This is a genomic window from Pseudomonas sp. 2hn, from assembly GCF_019646095.1.
Classification (GTDB): domain Bacteria; phylum Pseudomonadota; class Gammaproteobacteria; order Pseudomonadales; family Pseudomonadaceae; genus Aquipseudomonas; species Aquipseudomonas peradeniyensis.
In genome coordinates, this window is record NZ_CP081016.1 from 731,441 (window position 1) to 757,732 (window position 26,292).

Genomic DNA, 26,292 nt, shown 5'->3' on the forward strand with positions numbered 1-26,292 from the left:
GATGCCAAGCTTAGCGCGCCCAGGTCTGCTCAAGCTGCTGCGGCGTGGCGCCGTCACCCTGCTGGCGGCCATCGCCCTGCTGTGGCTGGCCGACCGCATCTGGCCATTGCCCATGCCGGGCGACGACCTGGCGCGGGTGGTGCTGGCCGAGGACGGCACGCCGCTGTGGCGCTTCGCCGACGCCGACGGCGTTTGGCGCTACCCGGTCGGCCCGGACGAGGTCTCGCCGCTGTATCTAGAAGCCTTGCTCGCCTACGAGGACCGCTGGTTCTATCACCACCCAGGGGTCAACCCCATGGCCCTGGCCCGGGCGGCCTGGCTCAACCTGCGCGGTGGGCGGGTGGTGTCCGGCGGCAGCACCCTGTCGATGCAGGTGGCGCGCCTGCTCGACCCGCACGACCGCACCCTGGCCGGCAAGCTGCGCCAACTGTGGCGCACGGCGCAGCTGGAGTGGCACCTGTCCAAGGCCGAGATCCTCCAGCTGTACCTCAACCGGGCGCCGTTCGGCGGCACCTTGCAGGGCGTGGCCGCGGCAAGCTGGGCCTACCTGGGCAAGTCGCCGAAGCACCTGACCCCCGCCGAGGCTGCGCTGCTCGCCGTCCTGCCCCAAGCGCCGAGCCGCCTGCGCCCGGACCGTCATCCCGAGCGTGCCCAGCGCGCCCGGGACAAGGTGCTGCAGCGACTGGCCGAATACCAGGTGTGGCCAGCCCAGCGTATCGACGAGGCCCGTGAAGAGCCGCTGCTGCTGGCGCCGCGCCAGGAGCCGGCACTGGCGCCCTTGCTGGCCCGGCGCCTGAACACGCCGGACAGCCCGCCGCTGATCCGTACCACTATCGACGCCGCCCTGCAGCGCCGCCTCGAAGACCTGCTGATGGGCTGGCGCGCGCGTCTGCCCGAGCGCACCTCGGCGGCGCTGCTGGTGGTGGAAACCCAGAGCATGGCGGTGCGCGCTTATCTCGGCTCCATCGACCTGAGCGACGAGCGCCGCTTCGGCCATGTGGACATGATCCATGCCCTGCGCTCGCCGGGCTCGACCCTCAAGCCGTTCCTCTATGCCATGGCCATGGACGACGGCCTGATTCATTCCGAATCGCTGCTGCAGGATGTGCCCCGGCGTTATGGCGACTACCGTCCCGGCAACTTTTCCATGGGTTTCAGCGGCCCGGTGTCGGCCAGCTCGGCGCTGGCGCTGTCGCTCAACCTGCCGGCGGTGCAGTTACTCGAGGCCTACGGCCCGAAACGCTTCGCCGCGCAGATGCGCATGGGCGGCATGCCGCTGGTGCTGCCGCCGCTGGCCGAGCCGAACCTGTCGCTGATCCTCGGTGGCGCGGGCAGCCGCCTGGAGGACCTGGTCGGTGGCTATGCCGCGTTCGGCCGTGGCGGCAACAGCGCGAAGATTCGCCTGCAACCCCAGGATCCCCTGGTGGAGCGCCGCCTGCTGTCGCCGGGCTCGGCCTGGATCACCCGGCGCATCCTCAGCGGCCTGGCCCGGCCGGACCGCGACCCCCATGCCGAACTGGTGCAGCGCCCGCAACTGGCGTGGAAGACCGGCACCAGCTACGGCTTTCGCGATGCCTGGTCGGTGGGCGTGGGCCCGCGTTACCTGATTGGCGTGTGGATCGGCCGCCCCGACGGCACCCCGGTGCCGGGCCAGTTCGGCCTGGCCTCGGCGGCGCCGCTGATGCTGCAGGTACACGACTTGCTGAGCAATCGCGACAGCCAGCGCGGCATCGAGGTGCCGGTCGAGCCGGTGCCGGCGTCGGTGGGGGTGGCGGCGATCTGTTGGCCCCTGGGCCAGCCGATGAACCGCCAGGACTCCAACTGCCGTCGCCAGCGTTTCGCCTGGACCCTGGACGGCACCACCCCGCCGACCTTGCTGGCGGCCGACCAGCCTCTGGGGCTGGGTTTGCGCGAGACGGTATGGCTCAACGACCAGGGACTGCGCGTCGATGCCGGGTGCCCCGGGGTCAAGGCCCACGATGTTGCCTTGTGGCCGGCCCCGCTGGAACCCTGGCTGCCCCGGGCCGAGCGCCGTGCGGCGCGGCTGCCCGCGGTGGATCCGGCCTGCCCGCCACAGCAGGTGGCCAGTGCGCCGCCGCTGTCGATCGTCGGTGTGCGTGCCGGCGACAACCTGCGCCGCCCGGCTACCAGTCACGAGCCTTTGCAACTGCGGGTGACGGCCCTGGGCGGTGCGGGGCGGCGCTGGTGGTTCCTCAATGGCCAGCCGCTGGGCGAGACCCAGGGGCAGGACAGTCTGCCGGTGCGTTTCGAACAGGCCGGCAGCATCGAGTTGAGTGCGTTGGATGAAAGCGGCGAGACGGCGCGGGTGGCGTTTCAGGTCAGTGAGTGAGTCGAGCTCGCATCCTCTCGAACACCGAGGCGCCTGCTTCGCGGGTAAAACCGCTCCCACAGGTACTGCGCTGGCCTTGAGGCACAGGTGACCACTGTGGGAGCGGGTTTACCCGCGAAGAGGTCGGCACTGACTGCACAAATCTCAGTGCTTCATGCCGAGTTCGGCATCATCCATCAGCGCCTTGGCCAGTGCGCTCAGGTAGTAAGAGGCCCAGAGCAGTTGGGGCTTTTCCTCCATGATCCCGGTGATGGTCAGGTCGCGCACGCAGCCCATCAGCTCCGAGGCCTGGTCGCGGGCGTGCTGGCAGGGGATGCCGGGCTCGATGCAGAACAGTGGGTCGGTCATGCCTTCGCCTTGGTAGAACTTGGTCTTGCCGGCGGTGGTGGAGGTGTTATCTGTGGTCATGATTTTTCTCCCTGAAAGGGTCGGTGCCTGTGCGGGCGCCATCGCGGGGCAAGCCCGCTCCCACGTAGCCGAGGCCTACTGAGTGCTGGCGTGGGAGCGGGCTTGCCCCGCGATTGGGCTTAATGCAACGTCGGCGCCTGCGCCGGCATCTGTACCTGGATCAACGCCGCTTCGAGCAACACACGCAGCGACTCCATTTCATGCATCGACGCCATCATCAACACGGCAGCCGGCGACCTGGGTTTGAGCTGTATGGCGTGATGGGCCACGGTCAAGGCGCACAGGGCGTACTCGGTGGCCTGGATGAGGGTGTCTTCGAGGGAGTGGGGGTTGTGGGGTGGATCTGGAACGATCTTAAGCATGGTCAAGGTCCTGTTCGTGAATAAGGACCACCACCGGTTGCTGTCAAACAAGAAGGTGGCAGCTGTACATGGGTTGACAGACCGGTGAACAAGACCAGAAACCGGCGCACACGAGGTGCCCCACGCACAGCCGCCATAAAACAGCGCCATGCGGTTTTGTTCAGAGCGGCCTGTCAAAGCCGGTCGCTGATTGTGCCGCGACTGCCCGAGACTAGAGGCCAACCCAGACCACCGCAATGGCTTGAAAGGGCTTGGGAGTATGTTTGGGAAATGGACTACAGGGAATGGGGAAAGTCTTATAAATCGGCGATCTATTCGAAATCGCAGGGGCTGCTTTGCAGCCCTTTCGCGGCACAAGGCCGCTCCTACAAAGGGAACGCAATTCCTGTAGGAGCGGCCTTGTGCCGCGAAAGGGGCGCGTAGCGGCCCCAGCATTCTGTCGGCCACCCGTACTAATGATTTATGACTAGCTCTTTCGACACTGTGCGCTGTCCACCAAACGAAACTAACTGAAATTCATACGCTTATGCTCCACCCCCAGCCCTCTCCCACAGGTACTAACACCAAGTTGTAATCTACCCGTCCCGCCCCCCTCGGCTTTCACTGCTGGTAGCAAGCACAACAACCAGCAGCGGGAGTCTTCCCATGAACACTCAAGCGTGGATCAAGGCCGCAACGGCGCTGACGATGGTCATGTCCCTGGGCCTTACCGGTTGCAGCAGTGGCGGTGGCGGGCATCACAGCGAGGTCGACGGCTCCTCGGCCGACGGCGGCACGGGCGCAGGCGCGGGAGCTGGAGGCGCGGGCGGCGGGGCCGGTGACGGTGGCGCAGGCACCGGTGGTGGTGGCAGCACCCCGGGCGATGGCAGCGCAGGCACGGGTGGAGGCAGCGGCGGCTCCGGCGGCGGCACCACGCCCGGCGGCGGCGATGGCGGCACCGGCGGTGGCACCACGCCCACCGCCCTGGTCACCGGCCAGGTGGTCGATCAGTTGGGCAACACCGTCTCCGGCGTTGGCGACGGCGTGAGCAACCTCGGCCAGGTGATCGGCTCGCTGCCCATTGCCGGCGACACCTCGCTGACTGGCGGCGTGGGCACACTGGTGTCGTCCACCGGCAACGCGGTGAACAGTGTCGGCAGTGGCCTGAGCGACGGCCTGGGGCAACTGGGCACCGGCAACAATGCCGTGGGCACCACGGTCGGGGTGGTCGGCGCGGCCACCGCCGACCTGGGCACGGGCGTCTCTGGCCTTGGCCAGGGCGTGACCGGCCTGGCCAGCAACGGGCCGGTCGAGCAGGTACCGGTGGTCAACCAGCTGGTCGCCGGGGCCGGGCAGGGCGTCGACCGGGTTGGCCAGGCCGTGACGATGCTTGGCAACACCCTCTCGCCGGTTGGCACCAGCGGCCCACTGGCCGGGGCGACCCAAGGCGCGAGCGATGCCCTGGTGCCGGTGGTCTCGCTGGTGGAAAACACCACGGCCAACGTCACCCGGCAGACCGGGCTCGCCGGCCCGCTCAACCAGACGTTGAATCAAACCGGCACCGCCTTGAACCAGGCCGGCCTGCAACTGGCTGGCACGGGCAATCCACTGGGCTCCACGCTCGGGCAGGCGGTCGCTAACACTGGCACCTCCGTGAGCACCGCCAGCGGGCTGGCGCCTGTTACCGGCGGCCCGCGCACTGGGCTGCTGGAAACCGCTGGCGGCGTAGTGGCCGGTGCCGGTAGCGGCCTGGCCGCGAGTATTGGCAGCCCGACCATAAGTGGTATCGGCGGCAGCATGGTGCAGGCGGGCAACAGCGTCGCCAGCCTGGGCCCGGTGCTCGGCGGCAACGGCGTGACCAACACAGCTGCAGGCACCCCTGCCGCAGCGCTGACTCAGCAGGTGGGCTCCGGGCTCAATCCAGTGGTCGCCGGTGTGTCCAGCGTGACCCAGCAGGTCGGCGCCAGCACAGGCGCGGGAGCACCGGTGGCCGGGTTGCTGAACCAGGTCGGTGGCGCGGTGGGCACCGTCGGCACGCAATTGACCGGCGCCACGGCCAACCCGACGGTCAGCCAGCTGGGCGCGACGGTGACGGCGGTGGGCGCAACGGTCGGCCAGGCCGGCACCTTGGTCAATGCCAACGGCACGCAGGGCGGTGGCCTCGGCGGTGCGCTAAGTGGGGTGACAGGCGCCCTGGCAGGCGGGCAGCGCTGACGCGACGGGCTACGCTCAAGGTGAGCGAGACCGACCGGCGCGCGCCGGTCGGTCACCCTGCCACCCGTGGATCATGGAGTGTCCGAATGCGCCGATGGCTGGTGACGATGCTGGCGCTGTCCGTGGCCAGCCTGGCCCGGGCCGAGCCCTTGCCGAGTTTCCTCAACAGCAACGAGACCGAGCGCCGCCTGCCCACGCCGAACCTCCCGGTGGACGCCTATCGTCCCGGCCCCGCCGGCCTGCGCATACCCACCGTGGACAACGCACGGCAATCGCCGTTGCTGATGAGCACGCGGGTGGCGGTGCGCAAGGTGCGCTTCGAGGGCGGTACCGTCTACCCCCTGAGCGACCTGCGCGAGCACTACCAGCCGCTGATCGGTAGCGAGGTGACCCTCGCCGAGCTGATCGAGGTCACCCGCCGCCTGACCCAGCGCTACCAGCAGGACGGCTACCTGCTGTCGTATGCCTACCTGCCGCCCCAGGACTTCGTCGATGGCCGGGTGCGGGTGGTGCTGGTGGAGGGCTATATCCACGACTATCAGGTCGAGGGCGATATCGGCGCGGCGCGGGCTTACCTGGACCAGCTGATGGAGCGCCTCAAGGCCGAGCGCCCGCTGACCCGCGAAAGCTTCGAGCGCTATACCAGCCTGGCCGGGCGTATCCCCGGAGTGACCTTCCAGGCCCAGGTGCCGCCCCCGGCCACCACCGATGGCGCGACCCGGCTGCTGGCCCAGGTCTCGCGCAAACCGTTTACCACCACCCTGAGCCTCAACGACGGCAGCCGCGACGACCTGCAGGCGCTACTCGGTGCCAGCAGCAACGCGCAGACCCGTTTTGCCGAGCAGCTGAGCGCCAGCGTGCTGGTGCCGCCCGGCGAGGACAAGGAGCATTACTACCGCCTCGACTACAGCCAGTTCCTCGATGCCGAGGGTTCGAAGCTGTTGCTGTCAGCCTCGCGCTATCGCAGCGACCCCAAGGCGCGCATCCGCCTGGACAATGGCATCGACCTGACCCAGCACCGCGAGAATGAACGCTACTCGGTGGGCATCAGCCAGTCGTTGATCGCCTCGCCCAGCGAATGGCTGGAGGTGGTCGGGCGCTTCTATGTGGTCAACGACCAAATCGACTACCAGGTGGTGGGCTTTCCGTTGCGGCTGGACAGCGAGACCGACATTCGCGCGCTGTCCTTCGAAGGCGACTGGCGCAAGGCCGAGGCGGGGCGACTGCGCATCCTCAGTGCCGGGGTCTACCAGGGGCTCGATCGGCTGGGGGCGAACACCAATGCCGATTACGACCTGGACTTTCTGCGCCTGAGGGTATCGGGCGTGCAGAGCGACAACTTCACCGACAACTGGCAGGGCGTGGCCTCGGCGGCAGCCTACTGGAGCAATGACAGCCTGCCCGACAGTGAGCGGGCGGTGTTCGGCGGGCAGAACTTCGGGCGCGGTTACCCCAGTGACCAGGGCTCGGGCGACAAAGGCTGGGGGCTGGCCTACGAGGTCAACTACAGCTTCCACCGCGACGGTGGATGGCTCAAGGTCGTGCAGCCGTATGTGGCGCTCGACACGGCGCGGGCCTGGTTCAACGAGCTGGACGTGAAGGACACGAAAATGTCATCGGCGGCGCTGGGGTTGCGGTTTGGCGATATGCGCTACTACAACATCGCTGTCGAGGTGGCCAAGCCGATGTCGGACATCGCCCTGGACAGCTTCAACCGGCGGCCACGGCTGAACCTGAGTTTCAGTTATCAATTGTAGGAGCGGCCTTGTGCCGCGAAAGGGACGCGTAGCGGCCCCAGCTAATGTCGCGGCGCTGCCGAAATCGAGGGGCCGCTTTGCGGCCATTTCGCGGCACAAGGCCGCTCCTACAGGGGGGTAGCTCCAGCTATTTAACGGCCTGCATCAACGGCTTGGGAAACAGGTTCTCCAGCGTCTCGAGCAGGCGCGCGTGATAGATCGGCTTGCGGAACAGGTCGAGCACCTGCAAGCGCAGCAGGTCGCTGACATCGTCCATGTCGGCATGCCCGGACATGACGATCACCGGCAAATGCTGGCGCGCGGTGTGGTCGCGCAGGCGCTGCACCAGGCCCAGGCCGCTCTCCTCGGGCATACGCAGGTCGGTGATCACCAGGGCGACATCGGGGTGGCGGGTCAGCTGCTGCAGGGCGCCGCGCACCGAGGTGGCGGTGTGGCAACAGAAACCTTCGTTCTCCAGCAGCTCGGCCAGCTCCAGCAGGGCCTCTTCCTCGTCGTCCACCAGCAGGATCTGTTGACGCAAGGAAGAGGTCGGCATGGTCGGCTCCAGGCTGTGGGACTACACGTCATGCAGGTGCTGCGCGATCACTGGGTGATCGCGGTCTGGATGGTGGTCATGATCGCCGACACCTCGGTCGAGATCGGCGTGACGAAGCCGGCCAGCACCACCGCCACCATGGCCGCGATCACGGCGTATTCGATACCGGAGGCGCCGTCCTTGCGCTGGAGGAAAGTCTTCACATGGATGAGGATCTGTTGCAGCAGCATGGCACTACTCCTTGCGCTCGATGGGCGCCGGTCGGCGGGGCTTGATAAGTGATACCCCTTTGCCATCAGAGCATCGCCAAGCTGTGGCGACCTGCAAATGTAAGAAAGCATTAATCCAAAAGTATTGGTTGTAATTGGCGGTGCTAAGTTTTTGTTTTGCCGACGCGTCAATTTCATGGCTCTAAAAATGCGGTACAGGTAATGGCGAAAGATTGCGGCTCAGCTACCGTCCAATAGCGAAATAGTTACCTTTTGCCATCATTGGTCCCAGGCGTAGGGGAGAGCGCAGATGAGCAGTCGCCTGACCATGATCCTCGCCGGCCTGTTCCTGATCGCGGCCTTGCTCGCCGGTTACTGGGGCCTGCGTTTGAGCCATCCGGCCGAACCGGCGCCGGCGCCATTGCCCCCCTCCGGTGAAGCGGTGATTCCCGCCGCGCCGGTCCCCGTCGCTCCTCCCGAACCGCCACGTTCACCCATCGTGGTGCTGCGCAGGGCGGTACCGGCCAACACCCCCTTGAGCGAGGATGATGTGCTGGTCGAACGTCTGCAGGTGGTACCCGCCGGCGCCTTCCAGCAACTCGACCAGGTGCTCGGACGTCGCAGCTCCCGTCCCTTGGCGGCAGGCAGTTGGCTGGACGAGTCGAGCTTCCAGGCCGGTGGCCCGCTGGCGCGGATGATCCGCCCCCACGAGCGCGCCGTGGCGGTGGCCGTCGACGATGTGAGCGCCGCCGCCGGGCAGTTGCGCCCAGGAGACTTCGTCGACGTGCTGCTGTTCCTGCGTGAAGAGAACAACAACCCGCAGTCCTCCGCCCAGGTGGTGCTGCGGGCCTTGCGCGTGCTCAGCGTCGACCAGCAGACCGGGCTGGCCAACGACGGGCGCCCTGCGCAAACGGCCGAAGAACAGAAGGCCCGGCGCGAGCAGCAATCGCTGAACAGCAACACCACCCGCACCGTGAGCCTGGCCGTGCCCGAAGCTTTGGCCAGCCGTCTGATGCTGGCGGCCCAGGCCGGGACTTTGCGCCTGGCGGTGCGCAGCGCCGACGAGCCCCTGCTGGCGGCCTACTGGTCCGGCCAGGATGCCAGCTCGCAGCTGCAGCGCGCCAACCGCGACCTCTATCGCTTCAGTCAGCTGTCCCAGGTGCCCCTGGCCAGCCAGGCGGTCGCCGCCGCGGCCGGTGCGCCGACGATGCAGATCATTCGCGGCGCCCAGAGCGGCGATAACAACAAGTCTCCCTGAACCGGCAAGGATGCGATCCATGCGTAGTTCTTTGCGTGTTACTCCACGAGGCGGATTGACCCTGCCCCTGCTGGCGCCGACGGCGCAGGCGGCGGCCAAGGGGTGCACGGCGTTCGGTCAGTTGCACAGCCTGATCGGCTCGCCCGGCATTCCCCTCGACAACAGCGTCTTCACCATCGTCTGGGTCCATGGCGGGTTGTCCCAATGAACGAAAGCCTGAACCAGACCTACCTGGCCTTGACCCGCACCGACGAGGACCTGCACTGGCTGCAGGGCGCGCTGGCGCCGCTGGGGCAGGTGATCGGTGCCAGCAGCCCGAACCTCGACGAGCTGCTGGCGCTGGTCGACATGACCTTCAGCAACCTGGTGTTCATTGGCCTGGACCGCGAGCAACTGATCGGCCAGTGCGCGCTGATCGAGGGCATGCTCGAAGCCAAGCCGATGCTGGCCATCGTCGCCCTCGGCGACGGCATGGACAACCAGCTGGTGCTGCACGCCATGCGCGCCGGCGCCCGCGACTTCGTCGCCTACGGTTCGCGGGCCAGCGAGGTGGCAGGGCTGGTGCGGCGCCTGGGCAAGCGCCTGCCGACAGTCACCAGCAACCCCAGCCTGGGCGGCCTGACCGTGCTCTTCGGCACCCAGCGCGGCGCCGACGGCGCGCTGCTCACCACGCACCTGGCGCGGGTGGTGCAGGACAGCGGCCAGCAGACCCTGCTGCTCGACCTCGGCCTGCCCCGGGGCGACAGCCTGGCGCTGCTGGGGCTGGAGGCCTCGTTCCATTTCGGTGATGCACTGCGCCATCTGCGCCGGCTCGACACGACCCTGATCGACAGCGCCTTCACCCGCGACAAGGGCGGCCTGCGCATCCTCGCCTACGCCGACAACGACGAGGCCCTGGAACAGTCCAGCGCCGCCGAGCTGTACATGCTGCTCGGCGCCTTGCGCCAGCACTTCCAGCACATCGTCGTGAACCTCACCGGCCAGGCCGACAGCGAGGCCCTGCGCACCATCGTCAGCCACTGCGACAAGCTGATCGTCTACACCGACCAGAACATCCTCGACTGCCGGCGCAATCTGGACGTGCTCGAACAGTGGCGCGACCGCGGCATCAAGCTGGAGCATGCCAGTTTGCTGGTGGACCGCTACCTGCGCCATGTGGCGCCGGATGCAGATGCCCTGGCCAAACGCTACGGGCTGGCCTTGCTCAAGGTCATGCCCTACAGCCCGGAGGTGCGCCTTAACGCCAAGAACCAGGGCCTGAGCCTGTTCGAGCTGGCTCCACGCGAAGGCCTGACCCAGGCCTTGCGCGGCTTGGGTGAACGCCTGGCGCAGCGTTCGGAAAACCTGGCGCCGACAGGCCAGGGCTGGCTCAACCGGCTATGGGGCAACCGATGAGCAACGAAGAACCCTTTGGCGGACCGCGCCATGCGGCCAGCGATCCGCAGGTGCTCAAGCGCGCCCTGCACCGGCATGTCATCGACGCCATCGAGGACAGCGGCCGCAACCTGCTCGAGGGGGCGCGCCCGGTGCTGGCGCAGTTCGTCCTGGAACAGGTGGGCGACTATGTGGCGCGCCTGCGCCTGGCGTTGTCGCGCTACGAGATGGAGCGCCTGGCCGAGGAGATCGTCGACGAGCTGACCGGCTATGGGCCGCTGGAGGTGCTGCTGCGCGACCCGAGCGTTACCGAGATCCTGGTCAACGGCCCATACCGGGTGTTTGTCGAGCGGGCGGGGTTGCTGCAGCAGACCGACCTGCGCTTCATCGACGCCCATCATGTCGAACGAGTTATGCAGCGCATCCTCGCGCCCCTCGGGCGGCGCCTGGACGAGTCGTCGCCGATGGTCGACGCGCGCATGCCCGACGGCAGCCGGGTCAACGCGATCATCCCGCCGGTGGCCCTGGACGGGCCTTGCCTGTCGATCCGCAAGTTCCGCCAGGACATGCTCAAGAGCGCCGACTTGCTGGCCACCCGGGCCATCGACCAGCCGATCTACGACTTCCTCGAACGCGCCGTGGGCCGGCGCTGCAACATTCTGGTCAGCGGCGGCACCGGCACCGGCAAGACCACTTTGCTCAATATCCTCAGCCAGATGATCGCGCCCCAGGAGCGCCTGGTGACCATCGAGGACGTGGCCGAACTGCAACTGCACCACCCGCATGTGGTGCGCCTGGAAACCCGCCCGCCGAATGCCGAGGGCCATGGCGAGATCAAGGCCAGCGAGCTGATTCGCAACGCCCTGCGCATGCGCCCCGACCGCATCATCCTCGGCGAGATCCGCGGCGCCGAGGTGCTCGATGTGATGACCGCGATGAACACCGGCCACGACGGCTCGATGAGCACGGTGCATGCCAACACTGCCCAGGACGCGTTGCTGCGCCTGGAGACCCTGGTCGGCCTGACCGGTCGGCAGGTGGCCGAGAAGACCCTGCGGCAGATGATCTGTGCGGCGCTGGACGTGGTGATCCAGCTGACCCGCCTGGCCGATGGCCGACGCTGCGTCAGCGAAGTGCTGGAGGTGGTCGGCGTGCGTGACGATGTGTATGTCACCAACACCTTGTTCCGCCTCGACCGGCGCAGCGGCGACGGCTTCCTGCGCGAGGCGCCTAACCCGGCCGGCAACAAGCTGCGCCACGAGGGTGTGCTGTGATGGGCCCGCTGCTGCTGGCGCTGTCACCCTTGTGCCTGGGCATGGCGCTGCTGCTGTTGCGCCTGGGCCTGTACAAGCGCGGCGAGGAGCGCATCCTCGAACGCCTGGGCCGGGCCTACCGCGCCGTGCGCAGCGGCAAAGCCCGGCGCGACTGGCTCGACCCGCTGCTGCAGCGGGCGGGCCTGGCCCATGCCGACTTTTCCCCCAGGCCGTGGCTGTTCGCCTGGCTGGCGCTGACCCTGCTCGCCGGTCTGGTTGCGGGTTGGGTGGCGGCGTCGATGGTGCTGTTCGGCCTGCCGCTGCTCGGTCACCTCTACCTGGCCTGGCGCTGCCGGCGGCGCCTGCTGCAGATCGTCCAGCAACTGCCCGGCCTGCTCGACTACAGCGTGCGCAGCCTCAAGGCCGGTCGCACCCTGAACGAGGCGGTGCTCGGCGGCGTCGACAGCACCCGCGAGCCGCTGCGCTCGGCGATGCTGCGGGTGCGGCGCAACGTGCAACTGGGCGTGCCGCTGGAGGATGCGGTCAACGAACTCGCCGAACTCTATGGCCAGGCCGAACTGCGCATGTTCGCCCTGGGGCTGCGCATCAATCAGCGCCACGGCGGCAATGCCAGCGAGCTGATGGAGAACCTGATCAAGCTGATCCGCGAGCACGAGCAGGGCGACCGGCAACTGCGCGCCATGACCGGCGAGACGCGCATCACCGCGTGGATCCTCGGCGCGCTGCCGCTGGCCATGGTCGGCTACTTCCTGTTCGCCAACCCCACCTACCTGCTGGCCATGTGGCACGACCGCAGCGGTCAGCTGATGCTGCTGTTTGCCTTTGCCCTGCAGGCCGTCGGCTGCCTGGTGTTGTGGCGCATGATGAGGAGCCTGTGAGCATGGCCATGTTGCTCTGCGCGCTGTTCCTGTTCGCCGCGTTCGTGCTGCTGGCCTTGCAGGCCGCCCGGCAGTGGCGGGCCGGGCAGCGGGTGGCGCGGCGTCTGCAGGGGCGATTGGCCCGTGACGAGCGGCTCGGTGACTGGTTGCAGTGGCTGGGCAGCAGCCCGTTGGGGCGGCGCCTGCAACGGCTGGATGGCGAGACCCAGGCGCTGCTCGATCGCCTGGGCTGGCGGCGCAGCCGGCAACGGGCGCTGTTCGCCGCCGTGCAGCTGGGCTTGCCGCTGCTGGCGGTGAGCGTGGCGCTGCTGCTGGCCCATGGCTTGCCCGTGGAAAACCGCGGGCACTGGGGCGTGCTGGTGCTCTGCGCGATGGGCGCGGGCTACCTGCTGCCCAAGCGCCTGCTGGTGCTGGCGGCGGCGCGGCGTCAGCGGCAGATCGCCCAGGAGGTGAGCCTGCTGATCCCGCTGCTGCGCATCCTCTTCGAAACCGGGCTGGCGGTGGAGCAGGCCCTGCGGGTGCTGGCCTATGAAGGCCGTAGCCTGGTGCCGAACATCAGCGACGAATTGCGCCTGGTCCTGCAGCGGGTCGATTCCGGCCTGGCCCTGGGCCCGGAGCTGGAAAAGACCGCGCGCCTGCTGGCGGTGGACGAGCTGATCGACACCTGCGTCATCCTCCAGCAACTGCTGGTGCAGGGCAGTGGCTCGATGAAGTCACTGCTGGCGCTCAAGGAGCTGCTCGACGACCGGCGCCTGACTGGCTTGCAGGAACGGGTGTCGAAGATGTCGGCGAAGATGTCGGCGGTGATGATGGTGTTCCTGTTCCCGGCGTTGCTGATCGTCCTGGCCGGGCCAGGTTTTTCCGCCCTGGCGCGGGCCTTGGGTTCATGAACATGCAGTGTAGGAGCGGCCTGGTGCCGCGAATGGGCCGCAGAGCGGCCCCGCAATCTCGACATCAACGCTGGAACCCTGCTCCCTGCGCGACAGCGTAGCCAGTAGGGGCTGTGTGATCTCCTACAAAGCACAAGGTCAATGCGTGGTAAACCGCTGATGCACCGGCGACGAACGCGGGGTCAACGCCAGCGCCAGCTGCGTGCGGTTGTGCATGTGGGTCAGGCGCAGCACCTGTGACACGTACAGCTTCACCGTGTTCTCGGTGATGCCCAGCTCGCAGGCGATCTGGTAGTTGGTCTTGCCCTTGCTCACCAGCCGGGCCACTTCAAGCTGGCGCGGTGACAGCTTCTCGAAGGCGGCGGGCAGCTCCGCCTCGCCCTCCTCGGCGTCGCTGGCGCGGCGGTGGGTGCCCTGGCCCCGGGCTTTTTCCAGGTCCTGGTAGAGATCGTCGATGGACTCGGCCAGCTCCTGCAGGCGCTGGTTGAGGCTGCCCAGCTCGCGGAAATTGCGGCGCCGTTCGAGCAGCGCCGCTTCCTGGCGGCGCACGCCCTCGAGCAGTTCGTCCAGGTCCATGGGTTTCTGGTAGTAGTCGGCGAAGCCCTCGCGCAAGGCGCGGATCACGTCCTGCTTGTCGGCGCGGCCGGTCAGCATGATCGCCTCGAACATGCGCTGCGGCCCGGCGATCTGCTTGAGGGTGCGGACCAGCTCGATGCCATCGCGCTCGGGCATGTGCAGGTCGCAGAGGATCAGGCCGATGGTCTCGTCGGCCTTGTAGCAGTCGATGGCCTGCCCGGTGGAATGGGCGGGGACGCAGCGGTAGCCTTCGCTTTCGAGAAACTCGCACAACTCTTCGACGATCACTGGCTGGTCGTCGACCACCAGCACTTTCACCTCACTGACAGATTTGTTCACGATCAACTCCCTGTTGTATCGGCTCTGCTCCCGGGCCAGAGGCTCTGGCAGGTAGAAAAGTAGTCGCACTTTGCAATTATGTACATGCATCTAGCTCATGGAAGCGACCCAGCGGTCGGTTATTGGATCCAGACGGCCGTCAGCAGGAAACCGGCCAGCACGTACGGAGCAAAGGGCTGCTTGTCGCCGACCTGTTCGGCCAGCGCCTGCAAGCGCTTTTTCACCTTGGGATTGAGCAGGGTCCACAGGCGCCGTCGGCCGAACATCCAGGCCAGCACGGTGACCCCGGCGCCGATGAAGGTGCCGAGCACGTACTGCGGGCTGGTGGCCAGGGCCAGGGCGCCCATCAGCTTGACGTCGCCGGCGCCGAAGCGGCCGAGCATATAGCCGGGCAGGGTGAGCAGCATGACGATGGCCAGGGCCCAGCCGGCTTCGCTGGCGTCGGCGCCGATCCAGCTGCGTCCGGTGGCGAACAGCCAGGCCAGGGCGCACGCCGCGACCCCGAGGGTCAGGGCGTTGGAGATTTGCCGTTCACGGACATCTTGTTCGGTGCACAAGGCAAGCCACATCAGGAGAACAATGCTTTGCATTGGCAAATTGCCATCCCTATTCGTTGAACGGTTCTATGCTTTCAGACAGGTCTCACAGTCAGGGTAGACGCGATCATGAAAGCAGGCCCGGCGGGACGGCAAAAAGGCGCGGCAGCCATCGAGTTTGTCGCGGTATTCATGGTGTTTTTCGCGGTGTTCTATGGGCTGGTCAGCTACGCCTTGCCGATGCTGATGCTGCAGTCGTTCAACCAGGCCAGCAGCGAGGCCGTGCGCCGCTGCGTGGCCGTGGACCCGACCAGCCAGACCTACGAGCTGGACGTGCAGGGGCTGGCCCGCCAGGTGATCGGCCAGCAGTTGGCATGGATGCCCAGCGCGCTGGGGTTCAGTGTGCTTACCGACACCCGGGTCACCGTTGGCGCGGACAAGGTGCTCACGGTGGTGATCGACTACCCGCGCTCGCGCCTGACGCAGGTGCTGCCGACGCTGGTGCTGCCGGTGGTCGGTGACGTACCGAAGCTGCCCGCGCGGTTACAGGCCCAGGCGAGCCTGCAACTGTGAGTGGTGGCCTGTTTGATCGCTGGTTCGCCGCGCCGGTCCCGGCCCAGATGCCCGAGGTGACACCGGCCATCGGCCTGCAGCTGTGGCTCGACGACCAGGCGCGGGTGCTGCGCCTGGCCGGTCCGCTGCGCAGCCTGCTGGCACTTCCCGCTCAGGCGGGTGCGCGGGTGCACGATTATCTGGAGCGCCATAGCTGGCTGGTGCTCGAAGGGCAACCCGCCGACTGGCAGGGCCAGCCCCTGGACCTGGACTTCCATACCGTCATGGGGCATGCGTTGCACACCCGTGGCTGGCTGCAGCGCCATGAACAGGGCTGGATGCTGCAGCTTTTCGACATCGGCGACCTGCTGCGCGAACAGCGCTGGGACCGTCAGCGCCCCCTGCTCGGCGAGATCGGCCACGCTCTGCGCGAATGCGGCAGCGAGCGCCTGCTACAGACGACCCGCGAACAGTTGTACAGCCTGGCCGAGCACTGGCAGGCGGCCGCGCTACGGCTGATGCTGCGCGAGGCGGGGGGCTGGCGCCACTACGCCAGCAGCGACGAGACCTGGCCCTGGCCTGATGATCGCAAGCTGCGCGAGCGCCTGGAGCGTTGGCCGGCCCATACCCTGATCGGGGTCGATGACGACCCCGAGTTGCTTGCCCTGTGCGGTGCTGCGTCACTGTTTCTGGTGCCCTATCGTCAGGGCCTGGAGGCCGAGGCCTGGGTGCTGTGCGCCGGGGCGCGGCAGGCGCCCCCGGTCGACATGGCCCTGGCGCTGGTGCGGACCTTGACCGAGCCGCTGCTGGTGCGCCATCGCCGCCAGCAACTGCAGCACCAGGCCCATCACCTCGATGACCTGCAGCGCCAGCTGGGCGCGGGGTGGTGGGAGTGGCCGGCGCACGGCGAGCTGCAGCTGGACCCGGCCCTGGCCGCGAGCCTCGGGTTGGCGAACCGGGTCAGCCTTGGCCAATGGCTCGCCCGCCTGCACCCGGCGGACCGCGAGCCGGCGCAACTGGCCCTGGACCAGGCTCGTGACGGGCAGGCGCTGAGCCTGAGCGTGCGTGTGCCGGACCCCGATCCCCTGGCGCCGCCGCGCTGGCTGCATTGGGCCGGGCAGGGCCAGGGCGGCCAATTGCGCGGCTTCCTGCTCGATATCAGCGCCCTCAAGGCCCAGGAGCAGCAGGCCGGCGCGGCCCGTGCTCGGCTGGAGAACCTCATCGCCCGCTCGCCCGCGGTGATCTACGTGCAGCGCTATGCCGAAGGCGCGCTGCACAGCGATTTCTACAGCGCCAGCCTGGCGCCGTTGCTGGGCTGGGCGGCCGACAGCGAACAGGCGCGCCAGCCGGGCCTGGCGGTGCATCCGGACGACCGCCCGCTGTGGCTGGAGCGCACCCGCGGCCTGTTGCGTGATGGCCAGGTGCGTTGCCGCTATCGCCTGCGCGATCACCTTGGCGGCTATCACTGGATGCTCGACGAGGCCCGCCTGCTGCGTGACGACCTCGGCCAGCCGCTGGAGGTGGTCGGCCTGTGGCTGGACGTCAGCGAGGCCACTGAAGCCGCCGAGCGCATGCGCCAGAGCGAGGAGCGCTACCGCGTGCTGGTGGAGGACTCGCCGGCGATGATCTGTCGTTATCGCCCGGACCTGACCGTGCTGTTCGGCAATCGGCCCCTGGCCGACTACCTGGGCTGCATGCCCGAGCAGTTGCAGGGCGCGGACCTGGGGCAGTGGTTGTCCGCCGGCCAGCGCGAGGCCTTCCTCCTGCGCCTGCGGGCGCTGACACCGGAGCAGCCGGTGAGCAGCGCGGAGATCTGCTTGCAACTGCCCGGTCGCGAGCATGCCTGGTGGGTCTGGGCCGACCGTGGGTTGTTCGACGCCGAGGGCAACCTGCTGGAGGTCCAGGCCGTGGGCCGCGACAACACCGAGGTGCGGCGCAGCCAGCAGCAACTGCTGCAGGGCGCGAAGATGGCGACCCTCGGCGAGCTGGCCACCGGGCTGCTGCACGAGATCAACCAGCCGCTCAACGTGATGCGCATGGCGGTGGCCAACACCCTCAAGCGCCTGGAGAACGGTGCCGCCGATCAGGCCTACCTGGAGGACAAGCTGCGCCGTATCGAGGCCCAGGTCGAGCGGGCCGCCCGTCTTGTCGATCATATGCGGGTGTATGGCCGGCGCTCGGCGGTCGAGCGCGAGCCCTTCGCCGCCTGGGCCGCGGTGGAAGGCGCCCGGGCGTTGCTCGAGGAAGGCCTGCGCGGCAAGGGCGTGACGCTGCGCCTGGAGCCGCCCGAGGCCCTGGCGCAGGTGCTCGGGCATCAGGATCAGCTGGAACAGGTGCTGATCAACCTGATGGTCAATGCCCGTGACGCCTTGCTGGAAAAGCAGGTGGCGCAGCCATGGATCCGGGTACGCCAGGCGCTGCATGGCGGGGGCCTGTCGCTGCTGGTGGAGGACAACGCCGGCGGGATCGATCCGCAACTGCACGAGCGGATCTTCGAACCCTTCTTCACCACCAAGCCGGCCGGGGTCGGCACCGGGCTGGGTCTGTCGGTCAGCCATGGCATCGTCAGCCAGATGGGCGGCTGCCTGAGCGTGGACAACGGCGCCGAGGGTGCGTGCTTGCGGGTCGAGCTGCCCCTTCACAGCACCAGTTGAGTGTGGCCGCTGGCGCAACTGAGGTTGGTGCCGACCTGGGCGTCGAGCAGGTCGATCCCCAGCACCTTGAGCAAGCCGTTGACCAGGGGATCGAGCAGGGGGCTGAGCAGGTTCTTGATGACCGGCTCGAGGATGTTCTTCACCCCGTCCAGCAGCCCGGCGGTGAGCACCAGCACCTGACCAAGGCCGCCATTGCCGGTGGGCTTGTAGGCTTCCAGGTGGATGCCCGCCAGGGTGTCGGACAGGCTCGCCACCACCTGGGCCTGGTCGCTGTCCATGGCTTGGTAGGCAGGTTCCTGGCCGATTTCGGTCGGGGCATGGGCGCCGCTGAACAGCAGCGTCTTTTCCACCGGGCCACTGCCCAGCAGCTTGCTGTCCACCCGCAGGCCGATGCCGCCACCGGCATAGGGCACCCGTGTACCGCAGGACGGCGGCAGGATCAGCAGGCGGCTGCAGACATTGGTGCCGATATCGATGACCGGCAGGGCCTTGACCACGGTAGTGCCGTTGCTGAGGAAATCCGCCGGGGAATCGAACCTGCCGATGGCGATCTTCGCCGCCGAGCGCTGGGTGAGGGTGGTCAGGCTCTTCGGGGTGCAGGTGTAGTTGTCGGGCGGTGCCGGGCGCAGGCGGCTGCTGCCTTCGGCGACTTCGATGCCGATATCGATATGCACCTGGCCGTCCAGCAGCTTGATGTCGCTGACCTTGCACGGAATGCCCAGGGCGCAGGTCAACGATTGCACGGTGCCCAGCAGGTTCAGGCTGAGCAGGTTGTTGAGCACGTTGGTCAAGGGTGCCGCCAGGTCCAGCACCGCGTTGAGCAGCCCGGCGATGCCGCTCAGCAGGGGCAGGTCGAGGGAGACCAGCGCCCGGATCTGGGCTGTATGAACACGCAACTCATCGGTACGCGGGTCACCCGCGGCAGAGGTTTGCTGAGGGTCGATCACCTTGAGGTACACGCGACCGTTGACCAGCCCCAATGCATTGATAGGGATTTCGGCATTCACGGCTTGCCGCTTCGCCGCCACCTGAATCATGGCTTGCACCAGCTGCAGCAGTTGAACGTTCGCATCCAGGCCCGCCTGGACCGTCCCGGTCTGGAGATTCAGCAGCTCACCCAGCGTTATCGGCCCCGTCAGGTCTGCCGCAAGCTTGAGCAGGTTGCCGGTCACCTGCGCAGTGGCCCCACTTTGTTGGAGCACCTTGACGGCAACGTCCAACAGCTTCTCGGTAGTGGTCTCCAGGTTCAGCAATTGCTGGTAGTCCCCCAGGTCCAGGTGCAGTTCGGTCGACAGTGCGTCGGTATAGCTGAGCAGGTTGAGCTGGGTATCGGCGATACCTTGCCAGCCCAGCACGCTGAGTTGGGTGCTTGCACCGATGGCCTTCAGCAGCGCGTTGAGAACGGCTGATTGCATCGAGTTGACTTGCAGGAGTGTGGTACGAATGCTCAACATCGCCTGGGGCGGCCCTGGGCTGGCGGCGACCGCGCTGGCACGGAGTGTGGTGGTGCGGGCGATGGCACCGCCCTGGACCAGCGCGTATACCCCGCCGGCGACGCTGGTGACCACCACGTTGCTGACCTCGACCTTGATCGCCTCGTTACGCACGTTGTCGGCGGTGAAGGTGCGCAGGTTGTCGATGCCGGTGCGCAGGTAGCCGCAGCTGGCGATCAGTGGATTGAGGGGCGAGTGGCCGTTGCGGGTGGCTGCGGTGCGGGCCAGGGCGGAGGCCTGCGGGCCGCTGCCGCTGCAGACTCCGCCGTGCTCGGCGGCTTCCAGGGCGGCCATGTCGGCGATGCGCTGCAGCTTGCGTTGTTCGAGGTAGAGACGGCCGCTGTCGACGGTCAGGAGCATTAACACCAGGGCCAGGCCCATGGTCAGCGCGGCCATCAGGCCGATCGCGCCACGTTGGCGCACAGCGGAACGGGGAACCACGGGCACTCCTTTGCCGGCCTGTGGCCCGGCAGCGCGGCGGCGGTGCAAGGAGTGTAGTCAAGGTGATGGCAAGTTGCCTTGTTTACTGCGCTCGACACCCTGTAGGAGCGGCCTTGTGCCGCGAAAGGGCTGCGCAGCAGCCCCTGGATTTCAGCGTTCATGCATAGATCGCTGGGGCCGCTGTGCGGCCCTTTCGCGGCGCAAGGCCGCTCCTACAGGGGGCGCTCAGGTTTCAATGTGGCGGATAGTTGCTCAGCACCTGGGTCACGGTCTTCTGGATCGCAGCATTACGCTCCTGCGGGCTGGGCGGGTAGTTGTTCATGATCTGCTCGGCGCTGCCGCGCCATACCAGCTTGCCGTCACGGCCGTCGAACAGGTCGACCTGGATGGTCGCCACCTTGTAGTCGACGCTGCGCGTCTCGTTGTACATCGGCCCACCCCAGTAACCGCCCCAGTAGCCACCCCAGGCACCGCCGTAGTTGGTGGTGATCTGCTGCTGGCGGTCCTCGACGATCAGGTAGGCGCGCACCTTCACATCCGCCCGGGCATTGCCCTGGACCGGGCGCAGGCCGCGCTGGTCGAGCTGGCCGGCGACTGCCTGGCGAATGCGCTGTTCGGTCAGGTCGCTCTTGATCCGCGGATCGTCCGGGCGATATTGCAGGCCCGGCTCCTGCCAGGCCCAGCTGCGGTAGGCGGCGAAGTCGCGGCTGGCATCGAAGTCGTGCTGCACGTTGTTGCTCGAACAGGCGGCCAGCAGCAGGGCGAAGGACAGTAGAACGAGACGGCGCAACATGATGGTTCTCCGTGGGAGGTTAGCTGGGAGGATAGCCGCTCATCGCCTTGCTCACCGACTCGCGCAGGGCGCTTTCGCGTTCACGCGGCGAGTCCTTGTCGCTGCCGCTTTCGGCGCTGGCGCTCCACACCGGCTGGCCGTTGCGGGCATCGAACAGGTCGATGCGCACCACCATCACCTCGACTTCGTAGGTGCGCACGATCGGCACGCTGGCGTAGCCGCCATAGCCGTTGCGATAGCCACCGTAGCCGACGCCGCCGTAAGGGTAGGGACCGTAATAGGGATCGTAGTCGTAGTCGCGCACCTGGCGCAGGCGCCGTTCCAGGCGCACGTCGGCGCTGACCAGCAGGTCGGCGGGCGCATTGTGCGCCGGGCGCAGGCCGTGCTGGTCGAGGGCGCCGCTCACCGCGTCGGCCAGCTGGCCCGGCGTCGCGTTGACCAGGCCCCCGGGTGGCTGGTTGTTGCGCCAGCTCCAGCTGCGGTAACGGCCGTAGTCGCGTGCCGGCGCGGGATAGGCGCTGGCATCGAAGGTCTTGGCGGCCTGGGGCGGCGCCGGCGGCAGCGGCTTGCCGCTGGCGACATAGGGGTTGCTGCCCTGGCAGGCGGCCAGGGTGAGGGGGAGCAGGGCCAGGCAGAGCAGACGGTACGGCATGGATCCTCCTGGCGAGCGGGTCAGTGGGGGCGGCACATCCAGTGCAGGTAGCGGCCCAGGCCGGCGAAGCTGGGGTGGCGGCGGTGCGCCAGTTCCATCTCCAGCAGGTCGAGCAGCTCGGCCTTGTCCTGGAACTCCTTGGGCATGTAGTCGTGGAATACCCGTACGCCGCTCTCGCTTTCGACCTGCCACAGCGCTTCAAGTTGCGCCCTGAGCTCGCGCGGATCAAGTGGTTTCTGTGGCGTGAGGCTCTGCTTTTCACCGGCCAGGCGATTGTGCCGCAGCTTGCGGAAATGGCCCTTGAGCAGGTTGCGGTAGACCAGCGCGTCGCGGTTGTAGAAGGCCAGCGACAGCCAGCCGCCCGGTGCGGTCAGCTGGTGCAGCACCGGCAGGATGCTCTCGGGTTCGGCCAGCCATTCGAGCACGGCATGGCACAGCACCAGGTCGTAGGGTTCGGTGAGTTGGCCGAGCAGTTCCTGCCAGGGTGCCTGGATGAAGGTCGCCTGCTGGCCGGCCTCGGCGAAGCGTGCGCGGGCGCCGTCGAGCATCGGCGCGGCGGGTTCGGCGAGGGTCACCTGGTGGCCGCGCTGGGCCAGCCACAGGGCCATGTGACCGAGGCCCGCGCCGATATCGAGCACCCGCAGCGGACGATCGGGCAGGGCCTCGGCCAGGTCGGCCTGGAGTACCGCCAGGCGGATGGCGCCCTTGGCGCCGCCGTAGATCTTCTCGGCGAAGCGGCTGGCCAATTCATCGAAGTGACGGTCGTTCATTTTGCGAAGCGCCTCTCGCTGTCGGCGAGCTTGGCCCGCACCACCTCGTCCATGTCCAGGCCCAGTTCGCTGCACAGCAGCAACAGGTAGAGGACGATATCGCCGACTTCCTGGCCGGCGTGGGCGAGCTTGTCGGCGGGCAGCTGGCGGGACTCATCCTCTGTCAGCCACTGGAAGATCTCCACCAGCTCGGCCATTTCGACGCTGGCGGCCATGGCCAGGTTCTTCGGGCTGTGGAATACCCGCCAGTCGTTGGTGTCGCGGATGCGGTGCAGGCGCTCGGTCAGTTCTTGCAGGTTCATCGGGGTCTCCTCGTGGCGCATAGCTTCCGGCGAGGTGCCTTGCAAAGCAAGCCCGATCAGAGCGTGCGCCAACTGCCGAGCATGTGCAGCAGCCCGCCGTGGCCATCCAGGCGCAGCTCGCCGCTTGGCCCCGCCTCGCTGGCGCTCAGTATCACCTCCGAAGGCAGGCGCACCGGTTTGTGGAAGTCCACCGAAAAGGCATACCCGGCCTTGGGCAGGTGCCCCTGCAAAGCCGCCAGCGCCATGGCCTTGCTCCACATGCCATGGGCGATGGCCCTGGGGAAGCCGAACAGGCGTGCCGTGAGGCTGCTCAGGTGGATCGGGTTGTAGTCGCCGCAGACCCTGGCGTAGCGTCGGCCGATATCGCCGTCGGCATACCAGCGGGTGGCCTCGGGCAACGCGACGGGCGTTGTCTCGGCCAGGTCCGCCACCGGTGCCTCGAGCTTGAGGCCGCGCACCAGCATGCGGCTGGTCTCGCGCCAGAGCATGCCGAGGCCGTCCTCGGCCTCGGTCACCAGGTCGAAGGTGCCGCCCTTTTCATGGGGTTGCAGGTTGTCGGCATACACCGCGAAGCGCAGCCCGTCGATGCCGCCCAGGGGGCGCAGCACCTGCAGGCTGTTGTGCAGGTGCACCAGCCCCAGCAGTGGGAAGGGAAAATCCTCGGCGGTGAGCAGCTGCAGTTGCAAACTGAAGGCCATGATGTGCGGGTAGGTACCCGGCAGGCGGCCGTCGTCGGCGAAGTGGCAGAGCCGGCGGTAGGCCGCCAGGTTGGCGGGATCGACCCGCAGATAGCAGCGCAGGCCCTGCTCCGGCAGCTGGCTGCCACGGATCTTGCGTTTGCCGAGGGCGCGCAGGTACAGGCTCAGTCGTGAGTCGGGGCTGTGCAGGTCGTGCCAGGGTCGGGTCATGGTCAGGCTCCCATCAAGGCCTGGCCGCAGACCCGCAAGGCCTGGCCATTGACCGCGCCCGAGCCCGGCTGGCTGAGCCAGGCGATGGCTTCGGCGACGTCCTGCGGCAAACCGCCCTGGCCCAGCGAGCTCAGACGCCGGCCGGCCTCGCGCAGGCCCATGGGCATGGCCGCGGTCATGTGCGTTTCGATGAAGCCCGGCGCCACCGCGTTGATGCTGGCGCCCTGTTCGGCCAGGCGTGGCGCCCAGGCCTGGGCGAAGCCGATCAGCCCGGCCTTGCTGGCCGCATAGTTGGACTGGCCGCGGTTGCCGGCGATGCCGCTGACCGAGGCGAGCAGGGTGATGCGCGCATCCGCGTGCAGCTTGCCGCCCTCGAACAGCGCCTCGGTCAGCACCTGGGGCGCCTTGAGGTTGACGGCCAGCACCGCGTCCCAGTACTCCGGGGTCATGTTGGCGAGGGTCTTGTCGCGGGTGATGCCGGCGTTGTGCACAACGATATCCAGGCCCTGGGGCAGGGCTTCGAGCAGTTGCGCGGCGGCACCGGCGGCGCAGATGTCCAGCGCCAGGGCGCGGCCGCCCAGGCGCGCGGCGAGGGCGTCGAGGTCGCGCTGGGCCTGGGGTACATCGAGCAGCGTCACCTCGGCGCCGTCCCGGGCCAGGGTCTCGGCAATCGCCGCGCCGATGCCCCGGGCGGCGCCGGTGACCAGGGCGTGGCGACCGGCCAGCGGTCGGGTCCAGTCTTGCACCTGGGCGGCGCAGGGCGCCAGGCGCAGGACCTGGCCGGAAACGAATGCGCTCTTGGGCGAAAGGAAGAAGCGCAGCGCGCCCTCGAGCTGGCTTTCGGCGCCTTCGGCGACATACAGCAGGTTGGCCGTGGCGCCATTGCGCAGTTCCTTGGCCAGCGAGCGGCTGAAGCCTTCGAGGGCCCGCTGGGCGACGCTGGCCTGCGCATCGGCCATGGCTTCTGGCGCACGCCCCAGGATCACCACGTGGGCGCTGGAGGCCAGGCTGCGCAGCAGGGGTTGGAAAAATTCGCGCAACTGCTTGAGGTCATCGCTGTCGGACAGGTGACTGGCATCGAACACCACCGCCTTGAGCTTCGGCCCCAGGCCCGCGACCCAGGCAGGGACTTCGAGCGCTTCGCTGCCGAAGCCATAGCAGTCGGCAGTCAGGCGCGGAGCGATCGCCGCTACCTGGTCTGCCAGCGGCCCACCGCCCAGCACCAGCGCGCCCTCGATGGGGCGCAGGCGTCCGGCCTGCCAGCGTTCCAGCGGCACCGGGCGGGGCAGGCCGAGGGCATCGACCAGTTTTCGTCCGAGGGTGGAGTTGGCAAAGCCCAGATAGCGGTCGCTCATGTACGGTTCTCCCTGAAGGCAAGCATGCAAGTGTGGACCAAGTTTGTGGCAGGGTCGTTCGAATGCGCGAAAAGAACCTAGGCTTAAGGATCAAATTGTTTCAGGAGGAATACAGGCATGCAGTCAATTCGCCGGGTCGCGATCCTGGGGGGCAACCGGATTCCTTTCGCCCGCTCCAACGGCGCCTACGCCAAGGCCAGCAACCAGGCGATGCTCACGGCGGCCCTCGAGGGCCTGGTGGAGCGTTACCGGCTGCACGGCCTGCGCCTGGGCGAAGTGGCGGCCGGCGCGGTGCTCAAGCATTCGCGTGACATGAACCTGACCCGCGAGTGCGTGCTGGGCTCGAGGCTGTCGCCGCAGACGCCGGCCTACGACATCCAGCAGGCCTGCGGCACCGGCCTGGAAGCAGCGTTGCTGGTGGCCAACAAGATCGCCCTCGGGCAGATCGACAGTGGCATCGCCGGGGGCGTCGACACCACCTCGGACGCGCCTATCGCGGTGAGCGAGGGGCTGCGGCAGATCCTGCTGCAGGCCAACCGCGGCAAGACCCTCGGCGAACGTCTCAAGCCCTTCCTGAAACTGCGCCCGGGCCTGCTCAAGCCCGAGTTGCCGCGCAATGGCGAGCCACGCACGGGGCTTTCGATGGGCGAGCACTGCGAACGCATGGCGCAGACCTGGCAGATCGGCCGCGAGGAGCAGGATGAGCTGGCTCTGCTCAGCCATCAGCACCTGGCGGCGTCCTACCGCGAGGGCTGGCACGACGACCTGCTCACCCCCTACCTCGGTCTGACCCGGGACAACAACCTGCGCGCCGACCTGACCCTGGAGCAGTTGGCCAAGCTCAAGCCGGTGTTCGAGCGCAGCGGCCTGGGCACGCTCACGCCGGGCAACTCCACGCCGTTGACCGATGGCGCCTCGCTGGTGCTGCTCGGCAGCGAGACCTGGGCCGAGGCACAGGGGCTGAAGGTGCAGGCCTACCTGGTGGACGGCGAGGCGGCGGCGGTCGATTTCGTCCATGGCCAGGAAGGCCTGCTGATGGCGCCGGCGTACGCGGTGCCGCGGCTGCTGGCGCGCAATGGCCTGACCTTGCAGGATTTCGACTTCTACGAGATCCACGAAGCCTTCGCCGCGCAGGTGCTGTGCACCCTCAAGGCCTGGGAGGATGCCGACTACTGCCGCACGCGCCTGGGGCTCGAAGGGCCATTGGGGTCGATCGATCGCGCCAGGCTGAATGTGAAGGGCAGCTCGCTGGCTGCGGGGCATCCGTTCGCGGCGACGGGAGGGCGGATACTGGCGAACATGGCCAAGCTGCTCAGCGAGCGTGGCAAGGGGCGTGGCCTGATCTCGATCTGCGCGGCGGGCGGACAGGGGGTGACTGCGATCGTCGAACGCTAGGCGGCGATGGCTGGTACCCTTGTCCGACCCGAGACACC

Annotated in this window: 25 protein-coding genes; 12 read left to right on the top strand and 13 right to left on the bottom strand. The window is 67.8% G+C overall.

What is annotated here, in order from left to right; genetic code table 11:
• The first annotated feature begins 1 nt into the window (after position 1).
• The gene (gene pbpC, locus K2O50_RS03445) at positions 2–2,350 is read left to right on the top strand and encodes a peptidoglycan glycosyltransferase PbpC (protein WP_050703609.1); all 2,349 of its coding nucleotides are present in this window, start codon (positions 2–4) and stop codon (positions 2,348–2,350) included.
• A gap of 144 nt (positions 2,351–2,494) precedes the next feature.
• Here the strand turns inward: pbpC and K2O50_RS03450 are convergent, their stop codons facing one another.
• Both K2O50_RS03450 and K2O50_RS03455 read right to left on the bottom strand, forming a co-directional pair.
• Positions 2,495–2,758 (bottom strand): DUF3077 domain-containing protein, encoded by a 264-nt coding sequence (locus K2O50_RS03450; protein WP_050703610.1) that lies wholly within the window; start codon positions 2,756–2,758, stop codon positions 2,495–2,497.
• Positions 2,759–2,877: 119 nt separating this feature from the next.
• Positions 2,878–3,120 carry a hypothetical protein gene (locus tag K2O50_RS03455; RefSeq protein WP_050703611.1) on the bottom strand — a complete coding sequence of 81 codons (243 nt, stop codon included), beginning with the start codon at positions 3,118–3,120 and terminating at the stop codon, positions 2,878–2,880.
• A gap of 645 nt (positions 3,121–3,765) precedes the next feature.
• Here K2O50_RS03455 and K2O50_RS03460 point away from each other — a divergent pair.
• A complete protein-coding gene (locus K2O50_RS03460) occupies positions 3,766–5,313 on the top strand; it encodes a collagen-like triple helix repeat-containing protein (RefSeq protein WP_050703612.1) in 1,548 nt (515 codons plus the stop codon).
• Between the two features lie 86 nt (positions 5,314–5,399).
• Complete coding sequence (locus tag K2O50_RS03465) at positions 5,400–7,070, top strand: ShlB/FhaC/HecB family hemolysin secretion/activation protein (protein ID WP_050703613.1); 1,671 nt, start codon at positions 5,400–5,402, stop codon at positions 7,068–7,070.
• A 127-nt stretch (positions 7,071–7,197) separates the two neighbouring features.
• On the opposite strand, the gene K2O50_RS03470 is transcribed toward K2O50_RS03465, so the two are convergent.
• Together K2O50_RS03470 and K2O50_RS03475 are read right to left on the bottom strand one after the other, a co-directional pair.
• Entirely contained in the window at positions 7,198–7,605 is a 408-nt protein-coding gene (locus K2O50_RS03470; protein ID WP_050703614.1) for a response regulator, read from the bottom strand.
• A 47-nt stretch (positions 7,606–7,652) separates the two neighbouring features.
• Positions 7,653–7,835: a Flp family type IVb pilin gene (locus K2O50_RS03475; RefSeq protein WP_050703615.1), complete on the bottom strand. Its 183-nt coding sequence runs from the start codon at positions 7,833–7,835 to the stop codon at positions 7,653–7,655.
• Between the two features lie 289 nt (positions 7,836–8,124).
• On the opposite strand from K2O50_RS03475, the gene cpaB reads away from it, so the two are divergent.
• The 6 genes from cpaB to K2O50_RS03505 are packed head-to-tail and all read left to right on the top strand — an operon-like array spanning position 8,125 to position 13,488.
• Entirely contained in the window at positions 8,125–9,072 is a 948-nt protein-coding gene (gene cpaB, locus K2O50_RS03480; RefSeq protein ID WP_050703616.1) for a Flp pilus assembly protein CpaB, read from the top strand.
• A 19-nt stretch (positions 9,073–9,091) separates the two neighbouring features.
• Positions 9,092–9,280 carry a hypothetical protein gene (locus K2O50_RS03485; protein ID WP_156329575.1) on the top strand — a complete coding sequence of 63 codons (189 nt, stop codon included), beginning with the start codon at positions 9,092–9,094 and terminating at the stop codon, positions 9,278–9,280.
• The gene (locus tag K2O50_RS03490; protein ID WP_050703617.1) at positions 9,277–10,467 is read left to right on the top strand and encodes a pilus assembly protein; all 1,191 of its coding nucleotides are present in this window, start codon (positions 9,277–9,279) and stop codon (positions 10,465–10,467) included. Before K2O50_RS03485 ends, K2O50_RS03490 begins: the two co-directional genes overlap by 4 nt.
• A complete protein-coding gene (locus K2O50_RS03495) occupies positions 10,464–11,720 on the top strand; it encodes a CpaF family protein (RefSeq protein WP_028691362.1) in 1,257 nt (418 codons plus the stop codon). The genes K2O50_RS03490 and K2O50_RS03495 overlap by 4 nt, the downstream gene beginning before the upstream one ends.
• Positions 11,717–12,598, top strand: coding sequence for a type II secretion system F family protein (locus K2O50_RS03500; RefSeq protein ID WP_050703618.1), 882 nt, complete (start codon positions 11,717–11,719; stop codon positions 12,596–12,598). Before K2O50_RS03495 ends, K2O50_RS03500 begins: the two co-directional genes overlap by 4 nt.
• Before the next feature lie 2 nt (positions 12,599–12,600).
• Complete coding sequence (locus K2O50_RS03505) at positions 12,601–13,488, top strand: type II secretion system F family protein (protein ID WP_050703619.1); 888 nt, start codon at positions 12,601–12,603, stop codon at positions 13,486–13,488.
• Positions 13,489–13,626: 138 nt separating this feature from the next.
• Here K2O50_RS03505 and K2O50_RS03510 read toward each other — a convergent pair whose 3' ends face one another.
• Entirely contained in the window at positions 13,627–14,409 is a 783-nt protein-coding gene (locus tag K2O50_RS03510) for a response regulator transcription factor (protein WP_189657100.1), read from the bottom strand.
• A gap of 113 nt (positions 14,410–14,522) precedes the next feature.
• Positions 14,523–14,993: a prepilin peptidase gene (locus K2O50_RS03515; RefSeq protein ID WP_028691368.1), complete on the bottom strand. Its 471-nt coding sequence runs from the start codon at positions 14,991–14,993 to the stop codon at positions 14,523–14,525.
• A gap of 75 nt (positions 14,994–15,068) precedes the next feature.
• On the opposite strand from K2O50_RS03515, the gene K2O50_RS03520 reads away from it, so the two are divergent.
• The gene (locus tag K2O50_RS03520; RefSeq protein WP_050703621.1) at positions 15,069–15,512 is read left to right on the top strand and encodes a TadE/TadG family type IV pilus assembly protein; all 444 of its coding nucleotides are present in this window, start codon (positions 15,069–15,071) and stop codon (positions 15,510–15,512) included.
• 47 nt (positions 15,513–15,559) lie between these two features.
• Complete coding sequence (locus tag K2O50_RS03525; protein WP_050703643.1) at positions 15,560–18,145, top strand: PAS domain-containing sensor histidine kinase; 2,586 nt, start codon at positions 15,560–15,562, stop codon at positions 18,143–18,145.
• Here K2O50_RS03525 and K2O50_RS03530 read toward each other — a convergent pair.
• From K2O50_RS03530 to K2O50_RS03560, 7 genes are all read right to left on the bottom strand, one after another.
• On the bottom strand, positions 18,130–20,079 hold the full coding sequence (locus K2O50_RS03530) for a pilus assembly protein TadG-related protein (RefSeq protein ID WP_256205958.1): 1,950 nt from the start codon (positions 20,077–20,079) through the stop codon (positions 18,130–18,132). The two genes, K2O50_RS03525 and K2O50_RS03530, sit on opposite strands and share 16 nt — an antisense overlap.
• 232 nt (positions 20,080–20,311) lie before the next feature.
• Complete coding sequence (locus K2O50_RS03535; RefSeq protein ID WP_050703622.1) at positions 20,312–20,872, bottom strand: DUF4136 domain-containing protein; 561 nt, start codon at positions 20,870–20,872, stop codon at positions 20,312–20,314.
• 19 nt (positions 20,873–20,891) lie between these two features.
• Positions 20,892–21,524, bottom strand: a complete 633-nt coding sequence (locus K2O50_RS03540; protein WP_050703623.1) for a DUF4136 domain-containing protein — start codon at positions 21,522–21,524, stop codon at positions 20,892–20,894.
• 20 nt (positions 21,525–21,544) lie between these two features.
• The gene (locus K2O50_RS03545; protein WP_050703624.1) at positions 21,545–22,294 is read right to left on the bottom strand and encodes a methyltransferase domain-containing protein; all 750 of its coding nucleotides are present in this window, start codon (positions 22,292–22,294) and stop codon (positions 21,545–21,547) included.
• Positions 22,291–22,596, bottom strand: coding sequence for a MazG-like family protein (locus tag K2O50_RS03550; RefSeq protein ID WP_050703625.1), 306 nt, complete (start codon positions 22,594–22,596; stop codon positions 22,291–22,293). The genes K2O50_RS03545 and K2O50_RS03550 overlap by 4 nt, the downstream gene beginning before the upstream one ends.
• 56 nt (positions 22,597–22,652) lie before the next feature.
• Positions 22,653–23,504 carry a MaoC family dehydratase gene (locus tag K2O50_RS03555; RefSeq protein ID WP_050703626.1) on the bottom strand — a complete coding sequence of 284 codons (852 nt, stop codon included), beginning with the start codon at positions 23,502–23,504 and terminating at the stop codon, positions 22,653–22,655.
• Between the two features lie 2 nt (positions 23,505–23,506).
• Complete coding sequence (locus tag K2O50_RS03560) at positions 23,507–24,859, bottom strand: 3-oxoacyl-ACP reductase (RefSeq protein ID WP_050703627.1); 1,353 nt, start codon at positions 24,857–24,859, stop codon at positions 23,507–23,509.
• Between the two features lie 117 nt (positions 24,860–24,976).
• On the opposite strand from K2O50_RS03560, the gene K2O50_RS03565 reads away from it, so the two are divergent.
• The gene (locus K2O50_RS03565; protein ID WP_050703628.1) at positions 24,977–26,254 is read left to right on the top strand and encodes an acetyl-CoA C-acetyltransferase; all 1,278 of its coding nucleotides are present in this window, start codon (positions 24,977–24,979) and stop codon (positions 26,252–26,254) included.
• Positions 26,255–26,292 lie beyond the last annotated feature (38 nt).